Source organism: Bradyrhizobium sp. ORS 375 (genome assembly GCF_000239775.1).
In the GTDB taxonomy this organism is placed as follows: Bacteria; Pseudomonadota; Alphaproteobacteria; order Rhizobiales; family Xanthobacteraceae; genus Bradyrhizobium.
Genome location: NZ_CAFI01000334.1, coordinates 1 through 13,802 on the forward strand (window position 1 = coordinate 1; position 13,802 = coordinate 13,802).

Annotated in this window: 16 protein-coding genes; 10 read left to right on the forward strand and 6 right to left on the reverse strand. The window is 67.9% G+C overall.

The window, feature by feature from the left end; genetic code table 11:
* On the forward strand, positions 1-1,979 hold a 1,979-nt coding region (locus tag BRAO375_RS23945; protein ID WP_035641905.1), incomplete at its 5' end, for a xanthine dehydrogenase family protein molybdopterin-binding subunit.
* A gap of 170 nt (positions 1,980-2,149) precedes the next feature.
* On the opposite strand, the gene BRAO375_RS23950 is transcribed toward BRAO375_RS23945, so the two are convergent.
* The gene (locus BRAO375_RS23950) at positions 2,150-3,001 is read right to left on the reverse strand and encodes a LysR family transcriptional regulator (RefSeq protein ID WP_009030034.1); all 852 of its coding nucleotides are present in this window, start codon (positions 2,999-3,001) and stop codon (positions 2,150-2,152) included.
* Between the two features lie 130 nt (positions 3,002-3,131).
* Here BRAO375_RS23950 and BRAO375_RS23955 point away from each other — a divergent pair, with 130 nt between their 5' ends.
* Positions 3,132-4,121 carry an alcohol dehydrogenase catalytic domain-containing protein gene (locus tag BRAO375_RS23955; RefSeq protein ID WP_009030035.1) on the forward strand — a complete coding sequence of 330 codons (990 nt, stop codon included), beginning with the start codon at positions 3,132-3,134 and terminating at the stop codon, positions 4,119-4,121.
* A gap of 41 nt (positions 4,122-4,162) precedes the next feature.
* On the opposite strand, the gene BRAO375_RS23960 is transcribed toward BRAO375_RS23955, so the two are convergent.
* A complete protein-coding gene (locus BRAO375_RS23960) occupies positions 4,163-5,122 on the reverse strand; it encodes a GlxA family transcriptional regulator (protein WP_009030036.1) in 960 nt (319 codons plus the stop codon).
* A 109-nt stretch (positions 5,123-5,231) separates the two neighbouring features.
* Here BRAO375_RS23960 and BRAO375_RS23965 point away from each other — a divergent pair, with 109 nt between their 5' ends.
* The 6 genes from BRAO375_RS23965 to BRAO375_RS23990 all read left to right on the forward strand — a co-directional run bounded on the left by BRAO375_RS23965 (position 5,232) and on the right by BRAO375_RS23990 (position 9,143).
* Positions 5,232-6,026 (forward strand): SDR family NAD(P)-dependent oxidoreductase, encoded by a 795-nt coding sequence (locus tag BRAO375_RS23965; protein ID WP_009030037.1) that lies wholly within the window; start codon positions 5,232-5,234, stop codon positions 6,024-6,026.
* Between the two features lie 181 nt (positions 6,027-6,207).
* A complete protein-coding gene (locus BRAO375_RS23970; protein ID WP_035641906.1) occupies positions 6,208-6,417 on the forward strand; it encodes a YgaP family membrane protein in 210 nt (69 codons plus the stop codon).
* Positions 6,414-6,935, forward strand: coding sequence for an RNA polymerase sigma factor (locus BRAO375_RS23975; RefSeq protein WP_009030039.1), 522 nt, complete (start codon positions 6,414-6,416; stop codon positions 6,933-6,935). Before BRAO375_RS23970 ends, BRAO375_RS23975 begins: the two co-directional genes overlap by 4 nt.
* A 2-nt stretch (positions 6,936-6,937) precedes the next feature.
* Entirely contained in the window at positions 6,938-7,279 is a 342-nt protein-coding gene (locus tag BRAO375_RS23980) for a carboxymuconolactone decarboxylase family protein (protein WP_009030040.1), read from the forward strand.
* Between the two features lie 390 nt (positions 7,280-7,669).
* Positions 7,670-8,110 carry a hypothetical protein gene (locus BRAO375_RS23985; protein WP_009030041.1) on the forward strand — a complete coding sequence of 147 codons (441 nt, stop codon included), beginning with the start codon at positions 7,670-7,672 and terminating at the stop codon, positions 8,108-8,110.
* A gap of 82 nt (positions 8,111-8,192) precedes the next feature.
* Positions 8,193-9,143, forward strand: a complete 951-nt coding sequence (locus BRAO375_RS23990) for a right-handed parallel beta-helix repeat-containing protein (protein ID WP_009030042.1) — start codon at positions 8,193-8,195, stop codon at positions 9,141-9,143.
* A gap of 69 nt (positions 9,144-9,212) precedes the next feature.
* On the opposite strand, the gene BRAO375_RS23995 is transcribed toward BRAO375_RS23990, so the two are convergent.
* On the reverse strand, positions 9,213-9,821 hold the full coding sequence (locus BRAO375_RS23995; RefSeq protein ID WP_009030043.1) for a sll1863 family stress response protein: 609 nt from the start codon (positions 9,819-9,821) through the stop codon (positions 9,213-9,215).
* Between the two features lie 196 nt (positions 9,822-10,017).
* Between BRAO375_RS23995 and BRAO375_RS24000 the strand changes: the two genes are divergently transcribed.
* Complete coding sequence (locus BRAO375_RS24000; protein ID WP_009030044.1) at positions 10,018-10,350, forward strand: MmcQ/YjbR family DNA-binding protein; 333 nt, start codon at positions 10,018-10,020, stop codon at positions 10,348-10,350.
* A gap of 40 nt (positions 10,351-10,390) precedes the next feature.
* On the opposite strand, the gene BRAO375_RS24005 is transcribed toward BRAO375_RS24000, so the two are convergent.
* The 3 genes from BRAO375_RS24005 to BRAO375_RS24010 form a co-directional block, all read right to left on the reverse strand.
* Positions 10,391-11,431: a hypothetical protein gene (locus BRAO375_RS24005; protein WP_009030045.1), complete on the reverse strand. Its 1,041-nt coding sequence runs from the start codon at positions 11,429-11,431 to the stop codon at positions 10,391-10,393.
* A 487-nt stretch (positions 11,432-11,918) separates the two neighbouring features.
* On the reverse strand, positions 11,919-12,047 hold the full coding sequence (locus tag BRAO375_RS38905; protein WP_009030046.1) for a hypothetical protein: 129 nt from the start codon (positions 12,045-12,047) through the stop codon (positions 11,919-11,921).
* 70 nt (positions 12,048-12,117) lie between these two features.
* Entirely contained in the window at positions 12,118-13,122 is a 1,005-nt protein-coding gene (locus tag BRAO375_RS24010) for a hypothetical protein (protein ID WP_009030047.1), read from the reverse strand.
* Between the two features lie 159 nt (positions 13,123-13,281).
* On the opposite strand from BRAO375_RS24010, the gene BRAO375_RS24015 reads away from it, so the two are divergent.
* Entirely contained in the window at positions 13,282-13,779 is a 498-nt protein-coding gene (locus tag BRAO375_RS24015; protein ID WP_009030048.1) for a YchJ family protein, read from the forward strand.
* Positions 13,780-13,802: the final 23 nt, after the last annotated feature.

The window sequence follows — 13,802 nt, forward strand, 5'->3', positions numbered from 1 at the left end:
TCAACACCGGCCTGGCGCAGATCGTCGGCGAGGAGCTCGACGTCCATCCGAGCCGTTTCGAGGTCGAGTGCGCGCCTCCCGGCGCCGACTACGCCATCATCAACGGCCTGCGGCTGACCGGCGGCAGCTTCTCGACACGCTCGAGCTACGAGGTGATGCGCAGGCTCGGCGCCAGCGCGCGCGAAATGCTGATCCGCGCCGCCGCGGCGAAGCTCAGGGTGAAGCCGGACACGCTGACGACGGACGATGGTCATGTCGTCCACGCCGCGTCCAACCGACGTATCGCGTATGGCGAGCTTGCCGAGCAGGCGCTTGCCCTGACGCCGGCCGAGACCGTGCCGCTGCGCGATCCCGCGACGTTCCGCTACATCCGCCAGCCCATCGCGCGGCTCGATGTCCGCGCGAAGTCGACCGGCAAGGCGGTCTATGCGATCGACCAGAAGCTCGATGGCATGCTGTACGCCGCCATTCAGCATGCGCCGCTGCTCGGCACCGAGCCGGAGCGCATGGCCAACGAAGCGGCGGTCAAGGCGATGCCCGGCGTCCATGCGATCCACAAGCTGCCGGGTGCCGTCGCCGTCACGGCCGACAGCTGGTATCGCGCGCGCAAGGCGGTGGAGACGCTGGATGTCGCGTGGTCGACAGCGCCTGCCAGCGGCTTCGACGCGGTCGCGGCCGAATATTCCTCGGCCGGACTGCTCGCTGCGCTGAAAGCCTCCGATGCGAGCGCTGTCTCCGCCGAAAAGGAGGGCGACGTCGCTGCGGCCTTTGCCAGCGCTGCCACGATCGTCGAGGCCGAGTATGACGCGCCCTATCTCGCGCATGGCCAGCTCGAGCCGCCGTCGTCGATGGCGCGCTTCAATGCAGACGGCTCGCTCGAGCTGTGGGCGCCCAACCAGATGCCCGAGCTGTTCCAGGGCATCGCCGCCAAGGTCGGCGGCGTCACGCCGGACAGAGTGATCCTGCACTCGCCGATGCTCGGCGGCTTCTTCGGCCGCCACTTCGCCTATGGCTCATCCAACCCGTTCCAGCAGGCGATCCTGCTCGCCAAGGCGACGCAGCGGCCGGTCAAGGTGCTGTGGTCGCGCGAGGAGGAGTTCAAGATGGACGCGCTGCGTCCGCTGAGCTTCAGCCGCTTCAAGGCGGCGCTCGACAAGGACGGCAAGCCGACCGCGATCCAGGTGCGCACGGTCGGCGAGGGGCCGATGGGCCGCTGGTTCGGTGTCACCGCCGGCGGCAAGGTCGACAGCTCCGCGGTCGAGGGCATCGTCGAGAAGCCCTATGCAATCGCCAATCGCAGCATGGAGTACGCCAGGTTCGCGCATCCCGTGACGATCGCGTTCTGGCGTTCGGTCGGCCACTCCATGAACGACTATTTCTACGAAGGCTTCCTCGACGAGATCGCCGATGCCGGCAAGCAGGATCCCTATCAGCTGCGTCTCACGCTGCTGACGAACAAGCCGCGCCATCTGAAGCTGCTGGAGACGGTCGCGAAGATGTCCGGCGGCTGGAAGCGCGGGCCTTATGATGCCGAAGGCGGCAAGCGCGCCCGCGGCCTCGCGCTGGCCTCGCCGTTCGGCTCGGAGACCGCCACCATCGCCGAGGTCTCGCTGGAAAAAGACGAGGTGCGCGTCCACCATCTCTGGATCGCGTTCGATCCCGGCAGCATCGTCAATCCGGCGATCGTCAAGTCGCAGGTCGAATCGGCGGCCGCGCTCGGGCTGTCGGCGGCGCTGCTCGAGGAGCTCGTCTACAAGGACGGCGTCCGACAGTCGCACAATTTCGACGACTATCCGATCCTGTCGCGCGCGGCGATGCCGAAGGTCGATGTCGAGATCGTCGAGAGCGGCGCGCCGATGGGCGGTGTCGGCGAGCCTGGCCTGCCCGGCATCGCACCGGCGGTGGTCAACGCAGTCGCTGCGCTGACGGGCCGTCACGTGCGCAGCCTGCCGCTGGCCAAAGCGAAGCTCGGCGTCTGACACGAGATCGCGTCCCGGCACCCTCGTGCCGTGACGCAGCTCGATGAGTTGCTGAAAGCCTGTCGACCTCCGCCGCGGCGTCGTCGCTGTCGCGAATCAGTCAGCCGTGGTCGCGATCGAGATCGAGCACGAGCTTGGCTTTCTCCGGCCTGCCGCGGCAGCGCGTTGGGCTACGACGCCAGCCGCGTGATGACGAGGTCGAGCAGGGCGCGCAGCCGCGACAGCCGGCGCAGATCCCGGTGGTAGCCGAGATAGGTGTCGCGCCCGGGCGGCTGCTCGCCGACATCGACCTGGCGCAGGCCGGGCGTGGCGTCGCCGAGCGGCCGCGGCAGCACGGCGAGGCCCGCGCCCTGGGCGCAGAGCGTGGCCTGAACGTCGCGGTTGTTGCTCCGCATGCCGACTTGCGCCTTGGGCAGTCGCTTCGCCAGCCAGCGTGCGTCGGGCATGTCGGCGAAGGCCGTGTCCATGGTGACGACCCTGAGTCCCTCGCCGTCGTCGGCGATGCTCTTGGGGCCGTCAACGGGGCCGTAGACGGCATAGGGGATGTGCAACAGGCGCCGCGAGATCACCTCCGGCTCGTCGAACGCGCGAATGCGGAACACGAGGTCGGCCTCGCGGCGGGGAAGGCTGTAGAGGCGCGCGTCGGTCAGCAGCTCGACACAGACGCGCGGGTGGAGCCTGCCGAACTCGGCGAGCACCGGCGCCAGCATCACGCGGCCAAACCAGTCCGACGAGGAGACCCTGAGGAAGCCGTCGAGCTGGGCCTGCGCTCCTGCCAGGCGTCGCTCGAGGGCGAGCGCTTCCTCCTCCATGCGCTCGGCATGGGCGAGCACGGCCGTGCCCTCGTGGGTGAGCACGAAGCCCTCGGACGTCCGCTGGAACAGCGTCTGGCTGACGGCCGCTTCGAGCGCCGCGATCCGACGTCCCATCGTCGGCTGCGACAGGCCGAGCCGGCGCGCTGCCCCGCCAAGCGTGCCCTCGCGCGCAACGGCCAGGAAGATCCGCAAGTCGCTCCACTCCATGCGAGGCCTCTCGAACCCTGGGGGAGGAGGGTGCCGATCCATTCAGAACTGAATGAATCGCATGCGATCTCGATGATGTCCATTCAGGATCTGGACGTCCATGGTGACGCCATCACAGCAGGAGGTCCCCATGACCACTTCGATGAACGCCGCCATTCTCCACGAAGCCGGTGCGCCGCTCCGCATTGCCCCGATCAGCCGGCCAACGCCAGGGCAAGGCGAGGTCCTCGTCCGCATCGCCGCTGCGGGCACGAACCCGCTGGACGCCAAGATCCACGCCGGCCAGGCCGCGCATGCCAGACATCCCGCGCCGGCCATCCTCGGACTCGACATGGCCGGAACGGTCGAGGCCGTCGGCCCCGGCGTCACGCGGTTTCGCCCCGGCGACGACGTCTACGGCATGGTGGGTGGGGTCGGCGGTCATCCGGGGACGCTCGCCGAATATGTCAGCGCCGATGAGGATCTGCTCGCGGCCAAGCCGGCGAACCTCACGATGCGCGAGGCCGCGGTGCTGCCGCTGGTGACGATCACGGCCTGGGAGGGGCTGGTCGATCGCGTCGGCATCCGACACGGGCAGACCCTGCTCGTCCTGGGCGGAGCCGGCGGTGTGGGTCACATCGTGGTTCAGCTGGGGCTGGCGTTCGGCGCCACGGTCTACGCGACCGGAAGCGCCGAGAGCACGGCCGTGATCGAGCGCCTCGGCGCGACCTTCATCGACCGGAACGAGCCGATCGCGGAGGCCGTCGCGCGCACCACGGCAGGACGCGGCTTCGACGTCGTGTACGACACGGTCGGCGCGCTCGATGTGGCCTTCGCCGCGGTCGCGCGGTTCGGCCACGTGACCTCGTCGCTCGGCTGGGGCACCCATCCGCTCGCGCCTCTCTCGTTCAAGGGCGGCACCTATTCCGGCGTCTTCACGCTGCTGCCGCTGCTCGACGGCCAAGGACGGCGTCACCACGGCGAGATTCTCGCACAGGCTGCGCAGCTGGTCGAAGCCGGCAAGCTCATGCCGCTGCTCGACCCCCGCCGGTTCGCACTTGAGGATGTCAGTGCCGCCTATGACGCTCTCAGGAGGGGCGATGGCACCGGCAAGATCGCCGTCGACATCGCGCCGGTGTGACGCTGGGCGACGACCGATACAGCCTCGCACGAGGAGGACGTTTACTCTGCCGCTTCGTCAGGCTCGCCCTCGATCAGCCGCAGGCTGCGCCGCAGGCTCTGCGGCGGCTGGCCGAAGAAGCGCAGGAAGGCGCGGCGCATGCGGTCGCGATCGGCGAAGCCGGTGTCGCGGGCGACGATGTCCAGCGAATGCCGGCCGTCCTCGAGCATGGCCTTGGCGGCCTCCAGCCGCAGCCGCTCCACCGCCTTGGCCGGCGACTGCCCGGTCTCCTCGCGAAAGATCCTCGAGAACTGCCGCGGGCTCAGGCTCGCGGCGTCCGCAAGCTCGTCGACGCTGAGCGGATTGCGCAGATGTTCCTTCGCGTAGGTGAGCGCGCGCCGCACACGGTCGGAGCGCGGCTCGAGCTCCAGCAGCGCCGAGAACTGCGATTGGCCGCCGGGCCGGCGGTGGTAGACGACGAGCCGCCGCGCCACCGCCCGCGATACCTCGGCGCCGTGATCATCCTCGATCAGCGCCAGCACCAGATCGATGCCGGCGGTCATGCCAGCCGACGTCCAGATGTTGCCGTCGGCGACGAAGATGCGGTCGTCGTCGACCCTGATGGATGGAAAACGCTGCTGCAGTTCGGCCGCGTGCGCCCAATGCGTGGTCGCGCTGCGGCCGTCGAGAAGTCCGGCGTCGGCGAGCAGGAACGCGCCGGTGCAGACGCCGGCGACGCGCCGCGACTTCTGTCCGGCTTCCGCGATGTAGGCGCGCAGGCCCGGGCTGGTCGGCTTGGGCAGCAGCTCGCCGACGACCATCAGCGTGTCGGGAAAATCGCCCAGCGGCGCGGTCTCGACATGCACGCCCAGGGTCGAGCGGACCGGCCCGCCTTTCTCCGACATGATCGTGACGCGGTAGGCCTGCTCGCCCAGCTGGATGTTGGCGAACTCGAACGCGGTCGAGGCGGCCACGCCCATGATCTGGAAGCCATCCTCCATGATGAAGCCGATTGGGCGCATGGCGATCCTTGTCTCGATTTGCCGGTTATATGACATTTGAGACGACAAGGTCGAGATCTACTTTCTTGCAACGCAGCAAGCCGCTCCGGCGCGAGAAAGGAATCCAGCCATGACCAGCCAGACCAAGGGCACAGTTCTCATCACCGGCGCGTCCTCCGGCATCGGCGCGGTCTATGCCGATCGCTTCGCCGCCCGCGGCCATGACCTCATCCTGGTCGCCCGCAACCAGGATCGCCTCAACGCAATCGCCGACAGGCTGACGACCCGCCACGGCGTGAAGGTGACGACGCTGGTCGCCGACCTCACCGCCCGCGACGATCTCGCCAAAGTCGAGGCGGTCCTGAAGACCGACGCCTCGATCACCCATCTGGTCAACAATGCCGGCTTCGGCAGCGCCGCCCCGCTCGCCCAGGCCGATGTCGACGAGATGGAGAAGATGGTGGCGATCAACGTCACCGCGCCGCTGCGGCTGACCTACGCGGCCGTGCCGCAATTCGTCGCGCGCAAGCAAGGCACCATCATCAATATCGCCTCGATCGTCGCGATCGGCCCGGAGGTGCTCAACGGCGTCTATGGCGGCACCAAATCGTTCGTGCTCGCGTTCAGCCAGTCGCTGCGCAAGGAGCTCGCCGGCACCGGCGTGCGTGTCCAGGTCGTGCTGCCCGGCGCGACCGGCACCGAGTTCTGGGACATCGCCGGCCTGCCCGCCAGCAACCTGCCGAAAGAGTGGGTCATGTCGGCCGCCGATCTGGTCGACGCCGCACTGCGCGGTCTCGACCGCGGCGAGTTCGCCACCGTCCCCTCGCTCGCCGACGGCGCCGAGTTCGACGCCTGGGAAGCCGCCCGCCAGACCATGCTGCCGCATCTGTCGAGCGCTGCGGTGGCGGAGCGCTATCGGGCGTGACGCGATGGATGGCGGACGCCGGTGGTAGGCAAGCCGACGGCCTCCCTGTCTCACGCAACGGACATTGGCGCGGTTAGCCAGCTGTGCCGAAAAAATTCGTCTCCTCCGCGAATCCTTTGCCGCCGTCGCAGCCTCCTAGGCCCGGGATGACACGTCCCGGCTCGGCATCGGAGGAACGGCCATGGCATGGTTGCGCAAGAATATTGGAAGATCGCATCAAGGAGTTCGGATCGTGCTCGGGCTCGGCGTAGCGGCCGTCGGGCTGACGGTCCTGAGCGGGCCTGGTGCCTGGCTGTTGGCCGCCGCTGGTCTTGTTTTCGCGCTGACCGGCGCGGTCGGCTATTGTCCGGCCTGCGCGATCGCCGGCATCGGCAGCGAGGGCCGGTCATGAGCGCCATGTCCATCACGGATGAAACATTCGAGGCCGCGCGGCTTGGCGACCGCGACGCCGTCGTCAGGCTGCTGGAGCGGGTGCAGCCGGATATCCGCCGCTATGCGCGGGCGTCGTGCCGCACCTCGGCGGATTCGGAGGATGCGGCCCAGCAGGCGCTGTGGCTGCTGTCGCGCCACGTCGGCAACATCCGCGCCCTCGCCGCTCTGTCCTCCTGGCTGTTTCGTGTGGTCCGGCGCGAATGCCTCAGGCTGGCGCGGCGGATCGGGCTGATGGACGGCTTCGACGAGGCCGCGTTCGAGGCACGGCTCGCGGAGCGTCCCGAGGCCGAATTGCGGCTCGACCTCGCCGCCGCCTTCGAGGCGCTGCCGCCGCTCTACCGCGAGGTCGCGCTGATGCGCGATCTCAGGGAGATGACGATCGACGACATCGCCGCCGAGCTCGGCCTGTCGCGGCAGGCCGTCAAGGCGCGGCTGCATCGCGCCCGCCTGCTGCTGCGTGACTATCTGAAAGGTTGACCATGTCCGGCTATCAGACCCCCGAGGACATCCAGTCGGTGCCGCAGCTCGTCGCGCTGGCGCCGGTCGAGGCGAAGGCGTTCCTCGCCTTCAACCACGCCTGCGCGCGCGGCGACGGCGTCATTCCACCCAGATATCGCGAGCTGATTTCGCTCGCGGTCGCGCTGACCACGCAATGCGCCTACTGCCTCGACGTTCACACCGCGGCGGCCGCCAAGGCCGGTGCCACGCGCGAGGAGCTGGCTGAGGTCGCGATGATCGCAGCCGCCGTGCGCGCGGGCGGCACGCTGGCGCATGCGCTGCTGGCGTTGCGCTTGTTCGACCGGGCGGCGCCGTCGGATTGACCGCGCCGTCACTCTCACTCCATCTGCGATCGCGATCAGCAGCAGCGCTGGCGGGAGGGCCGTTTCGTCGCCGGCCTGGCGTCGGTTCGCGCATTCCAGGGCACGCCGGCCGAGAGGCTCTCGGCGGCGTGCACCAGGTTAGGCGCTGCAGCAAGCATTTCCATTTCAAGTTGATCGATTATGCGTCATACTACTCCAGCCGCTTCGTTTCGAACTTGCCTGATATTGCCGTGAATTGATTTCGCTGCGCGGTGTGAGGGATCGTCTCATCCCGCTGCGTCGTCCGCCCGACCTGAATTGATCGCCGATCCGGATATCGTTTCGATCCGGCCTGCCCGGCCGAACGTCACCCGTCTCGAACGCCACTCTTCGAATGGCATGGAGATCCAGATGCACAGCCTGCCGCGCCGCTGCCGACTGCTGCTTGGGCTGATCGTTCTCGCGACGCCTCTGTCGGCTGTGGCCCAGAATCCTGATCGCTCACGCACGGCCGAGGCGTTTCTGGTGCGCCAGGACCAGTCCGACTGCGGCAATTCCGACGTGAAGGCCGACGATCCCTCGCGGATCGGCGGCACGATCGTGATCGCCCGACAAACCAACGGCCCGTTGCGCCTGAAGGTCGCGATCACCGCGGCGCCGGATACGACCTATCACTTCTATCTGAAATGCGTCCGGCAGCTCGGCGACATCAAGACCGAGGATGAGGGCGAGGGGACCGCGGAGTTCGAAATCGCCGCCGACGGCGCGCCGCCGGTCCTGACCTTCGACATGTACCCGGAGGGCGCGCCTCCCGGCCAGAAATTCCAGAGCACGCCGGTCAGGCTGCCGTGACAAGGCTCTGACTCTCGTCCTCTTCATTCATTCAATTCATTCACGTTCCCTGATGCAAACCGACCAAAAGCGAGGATGCGCCGTGAAGACAATCGGTGTCGTGATGACGATGGTTTGCGCGATCTGGCTCGCGCTCGGAATGGGCGAGGCGCACGCGCAGGCGACGCGGACCTGGGTGTCCGGCGTCGGCGACGATGCCAATCCGTGCAGCCGGACGGCGCCCTGCAAGACGTTCGCCGGCGCGATCTCGAAGACGGCGGCCGGCGGCGAGATCAACACCCTGGATGCCGGCGGTTTCGGCGCGGTCACGATCACCAAGTCGATCCGCATCGTGGCCCAGTCGGGCGTCGCGGGGGTGCTCGTGTCGGGCACCAACGGCATCGTCGTCTCGGCGGCGGCAACCGATGCCGTCTACCTCGAAGGTCTCGTGATCGACGGCGTCGGCAGTGGCCTCAACGGCATCCTGTTCAACAGCGGCGGCTCGCTGGTGGTGCAGAGCTGCAAGATCTTCGGCTTCACGCAATGGGGCGTGCTGTTCACGCCGACGACGCCTGGCAAATTGTCGATCACCGACACCGTCGTCACCAGCAACGGCAGCACGGCGAGCTTCGGCGGCGTCAAGGTGATCGGGCGCGCCGGCGCCACGACGATCTCCGGCGTGATCAACCGCACGCTGCTTGCCAACAACGCGACCGGCTTCGTGATCGATGGCAGCGGCGGCGGCGGCATCTCGGAGGTGACGGTGCGCGACAGCGTCGTGACCGGAAACACCGGCAACGGCATCGTCGCGACGTCGGCCGGCGCGGTGTCGTCGGTCGTGTTCGTCGACCGCACCAACTCGTCGCACAATGGCGGGGCCGGGATTGCCGCAACGGGCGTCGTGGCGGCGGCGGCGATCCTCAACAATTCCAACGTTCATAACAACACGAACGGCCTGCTCGCGAGCGGCGGCCAGATCGGCTCGTTCAAGACCAATGCGATTTCGTCGAATACGACGGATGGCGCGCCGACGGTGATCCTGCCGCTGAACTAGTTGATGGCTCCGCGCGCACGCGGAGCCATGTCGCGAGGGCTCCGGGCGGTCGGCCCGGGACCTGACGCCTCAGCTCTTGGTGCCGGAGCCCTTCAAGGCGTTCCAGGCGGCCTGATTGGCTTCGTCGAACGCCTTGCGGGACTCGCTCAGGGCGGCGCTGAACACCGACCAGGACTGGCTGCCGGTCTGCTTCAGCGTCTCGAGATGGGCGCCGGCCTGAGCCGCGTCGGAGGAGAGCTGCTTGAGCACGGTGTCGAGGTCGGCGGTGCCGGCGGCCGTCACCTTGGTGGCCGCCTCGCGAAACCGGTCGGCCGCCTCGCTCCAGGCCTTGGCCTGCGCGGCGGCGATGTCCTTGAAGGTCGCCTGCTGCTGCTCGGCCTGCTTGCCGGCCGCGTCGAAATAGGCCTTCATCTGCGTTTCGAATCCGGCCCAGTGCCGGTCGAGCTCGATTTTCGCGCCGGCCAGCGCGGCTTCGCCGGCGGCAGCCTGGGTCTTCAGCAAGGCTTCGAGCTCGCCGCGGCGCTTCTGCAGGTCGGCGAGGATCTCCTGCGTCTTCACCTTGGACGCCGCCTCGACCTCGGCAGCCTTGACGCCGAGCGAGTCCAGCGCAGCGTCCATCTCGCGGAGGCGCTCCTTGGCCCAGTTCAGGTAGACGCTCATGCTGCTCTGCTCTGACATTGTCGATCTCCCTTGATCTGCCCTTCCGGAGCATAGGAAAATGAAACGACATCGTTTTGACCTGCCTCAAGCCGGCGAGGCGTCCGGATCACGTTCGCGTGCACGCTGCGCCAAGCGTTGCCCAAGCGCCATGGCCGCACGCCTGCGATGAATGCTACGAACGGGCTGGTGGATACGCGGGGAAGGCTCAGTCGAGATGACCTCTGACGAATTTCGTACGCTGGCGCTGTCGTTGAGCGGCACGACGGCGGCGCCCCATTTCGATCGCACGGCGTTCAAGGCCAAGCGCATCTTCGCGACCTTGGCGGCGGATGGACGATCCGCCAACCTGCTGCTCACGCCGGAGGAGCAAACGTTCTACAGCGGCCTCAACCCGGCCGGCTTCCGCCGCCTCGCCAACAAATGGGGCGAGCAGGGCTGGACCTGTGCCACGCTCGCCGACATCGATGCCGGCCTGATGCGCGACGTGCTCGCCAAGGCGTGGCAGCTGGCGAGCCCGTCGAAGCCGCCGCGGGCGCGGCGCCCATGACCTCAGCCGTCTCGTCGCTTGGCTGAGCCCCGTCGACGCCTCACACCCGGCGTCCGACCATCAGCAGGATGCCGCCGATCTGCGGCAGCAGCGCAAGCAGGACCAAACGCAGCATGACGAAGTCGTCGGCGGACGGCTTGACCGTGCCGCGCGACACCCAGGCGACCAGCTTGATCGCGGCCTCGGTCTGCGGATCGGCTGTCTGGCTGACCGTGGCCATTGCCGCATCCAGCGCCTGCCGCCGCTCGGCCACCGCGGCCTCGCGCTCCCGACAGAACTTGCCGACCCCGCCCTTGCATTCGCGGTCGCGCGCGGTCATCGCGTCGGTAAGCGCGGTCTGCGCCGCCTGCACGGCAGGCGTGACCCGCGAGCCGCGCGCGAGCGTGACGTCGCTGATGTTGGTCGAGGCGAAGCCGATGCCGGCGGTGACCGCGAACACGAAGGTCATCAGCCACACCGTCCAGCCGGTCAGCGCCGAGCCGCGATGCCGCGCCTGCCACAGCCGCGCTGCGCAGGTCGGCATCACCAGCGCGACCAGGTCGGCGGTGACGCCGACGGCGAGGAACATGTAGCCCGCCGTGCTGTTCGAGCCGAGCGAATGCGCGAACCAGCCGTTCATCGCCATGCCGACCGCGGCCAGCGCCAGCGCCGCCAGCTGCAGCAGGATCGAGGAGGCGGTGATGCGCGGCCTGGCCGGCTGCACCACCGCCGCCGGTGCGACTGGCGCGGCCGGTGCAAGTAGCTCGGCCTCGACCGGCACGGGCGCCTCGCGCGGCACTGTCACGGCTGCGCTTGCCGGCGCGGAGATAGCTGCCGCGGCCGCGCTGGCGGCGGCCTCGGTGCGCTGCGGCTCGGCGGCGGAGGCCTTCGCCGGCTCGTTCACGAGCTCGAGGAAGTCCGGCATGATCAGCGTCTCGGACGCCAGCATCTCGTCATCGAGCGCGGCCGCCTTGGTCCTCTCGGCTTTCTCGGCTTTCGGCTTCGGCCGCGGCTTGACGACCTTGGCGCGCTTCGGGCGCGGCTTGGCCGTCTTCGGCTCTCGCCAGGGAATGATCGACGCAACGACAGACTCATCAGCCATCGGGGCTGCTCCAACGGTTGGCGATGGGCGCGCCTCTGCGTTTGCACGCAGCGCTTGATCGCGCCGGCATCGGGGTCACTCAAGGATCGGAGTTGAGCAGCGGCCCGTATCGAAGGCGGGCCTCATGTCTTGCGGCCTGGCTGGCGTCGCGCGAAGAAATCGTTGGCGTCTCACGCGCCCTCACCGCCGATGATGCGGAGGGCGGCGGTCACAAGCGCCACGTAATGAGGCGGCGCCCGGAAGGTTGATGGTCCGCGCGGGGCCGGGCCGGTCAGCTTTTGCCCAACACCCTTGTTCTTAACCAATGCTTAACACGGATTCGCCGGTTTCGAAACCGCGCGGCACGTGTGGCGGTGGCGGCCGCGGTGAAGAGTGGCGCGCTGCGGCTTTGGAGTCACAACTCGCGCGCGAGCGGCGGCACGACGTGAGAGGCGCCGCAGAATGTGCGATAGTCGAACGTCCTGCGTCCAGGCACCCAATGACCCGCCTAGCGCGACACCAGCAGCGGCGTGTTGCCACTCAGTGAGAAGCGCTGGTTCGCGCTCGTCAGCACCAGCGCGAGGCCGGGAATGTCGAAGCTCACCGCGGTCACACCGATGTCCTTGAAGTGCGGCAACGGGATTTGCCGGACCACTTCGCCAGGGCTGATCCTGTACAGGCCGTCATGACCTGCAGCGAGTAGATCCTCACCCGTCCGCATAAGCCCGAAGAACGCGGTCGTATGCTCTGGGGATCGATCCCGTCCGCCCGTCCGCATTCCTGACGGTCTCCTCGGGCACGCGACGTTCGTACAGGACACGAACCGAGCGGTCACAGACTTCCATGATCCGTCCCGACGCGACCATGTGAATGAGGCCGACAGCAATGGCGACGCAGTCCGGTTTCCACGGGATGCTCACGATGCCATGGATCGGCTCGTCATCGCCGATATCGGAAATGACTGCCGTTGCGCGGTCAATCCGCTTCAGGCCGCCACCGAACTCGCCGGCGTTGTAGCCGACAAAGATATGCGCCGGCGTCATTAGCTTGGCTCCGACCAGCCATGCCCTCAACGGCTTCGAAGGTCCGGATCCGAGCTGATACAAATAAGTGAGCGGAAACGGGAAGTTTGTCGCGGCCTGTTGCTGATCGAGCGGTCTCGACGGATCGAACATGCGAGACAACTCGCCGGAGGACGAGTGGGGAAGCGTCGTCTCCGACTGCGTGCCGCCTGTGAGATTGATGATCCGCTCCTCGGTCAACAGGGTGATCGTCTCGCCGGTTGCACCGGCAGTGACAAGAGTCTCGCCGCGACAGGCAATCTCAGCCACCGTCTCCCATCCATCGCCGGCCCGCCGGCGCACCGTCCACAGCGCGTTTGGCACCAGGCTTGCCATCCCCTGCGCGCAGGCGTTCCGCGGGCAGGTCACGATCACCACTCGTCCCTCCTGCGCGAAAAGGTCGAGGACACGGTCAGGCGTCGCCGCGTCGAGCCGTTCGCCATCTTCCGCGATGCTCGATAACTCGCCGTCGCTGCCGACCAGCCAGAGCCGCTCCTCGGCAAACACGGCGCGCTGGATTTGCGCGCGCCTGTCTCCATGAAAAATGGAGCTGTGATAAGGAACGGGGTCCTGGTCTGCGGCGGCGTGACCACCGAGCGCAATTTGCAGAGCAAGCGCTCCCAAGACGAATTTTGTCACCTGCGTGATCACGTCGCGTTACCTCGGCGGCCAGGTGCGGCTCCGCCAGATCGATACGATCAATCTGCGGCAGCGGGAAGCCGCCTTGAGATCTCGGTGTGACGTGCCGGCGGATGCCCGGCTGTCCGCTCGCGATTTCCACTGCCACGCATCGATGCTATGCGTGTCCTCATGCCATGTCCCTGCGGCTCAGGCCTTCCTCTCGATCGCTGCTGCGGTCCCTATCTCCTCGGCGATGCGCTGCCGCCGACCGCCGAGGCGCTGATGCGCTCGCGCTACACCGCCTATACGCGCAGCGACATCGGCTATATCGCCGCGACGCTCGCGGCGGATCAGCGCGCCGCTTTCGATCCGGTCGCGGCGGAGGGCTGGGCGGCGCGCGCGACCTGGCTCGGCCTGCGCATCGTCTCGACCGCGCGCGGGACGGAGAGCGATGCCGACGGCGTCGTCAGCTTCGTCGCGACCTATCGCGAGGGCGGGAAGACCATCGAGCATCACGAGGTCTCGCAATTCCGGCGCGACGCCGAGGGCGCCTGGCGCTTCGTCGAGGGCGACACGCGCGCCGTCGTCACCGAGCCAAAGCGCGCGGTTGGCGCGGCAAAGGTCGGCCGCAACGATCCCTGTCCGTGCGGCAGTGGCAAGAAACACAAATTCTGCTGCGGGCGGTGAGCGCGAGAAAGCTCCTGCACAAG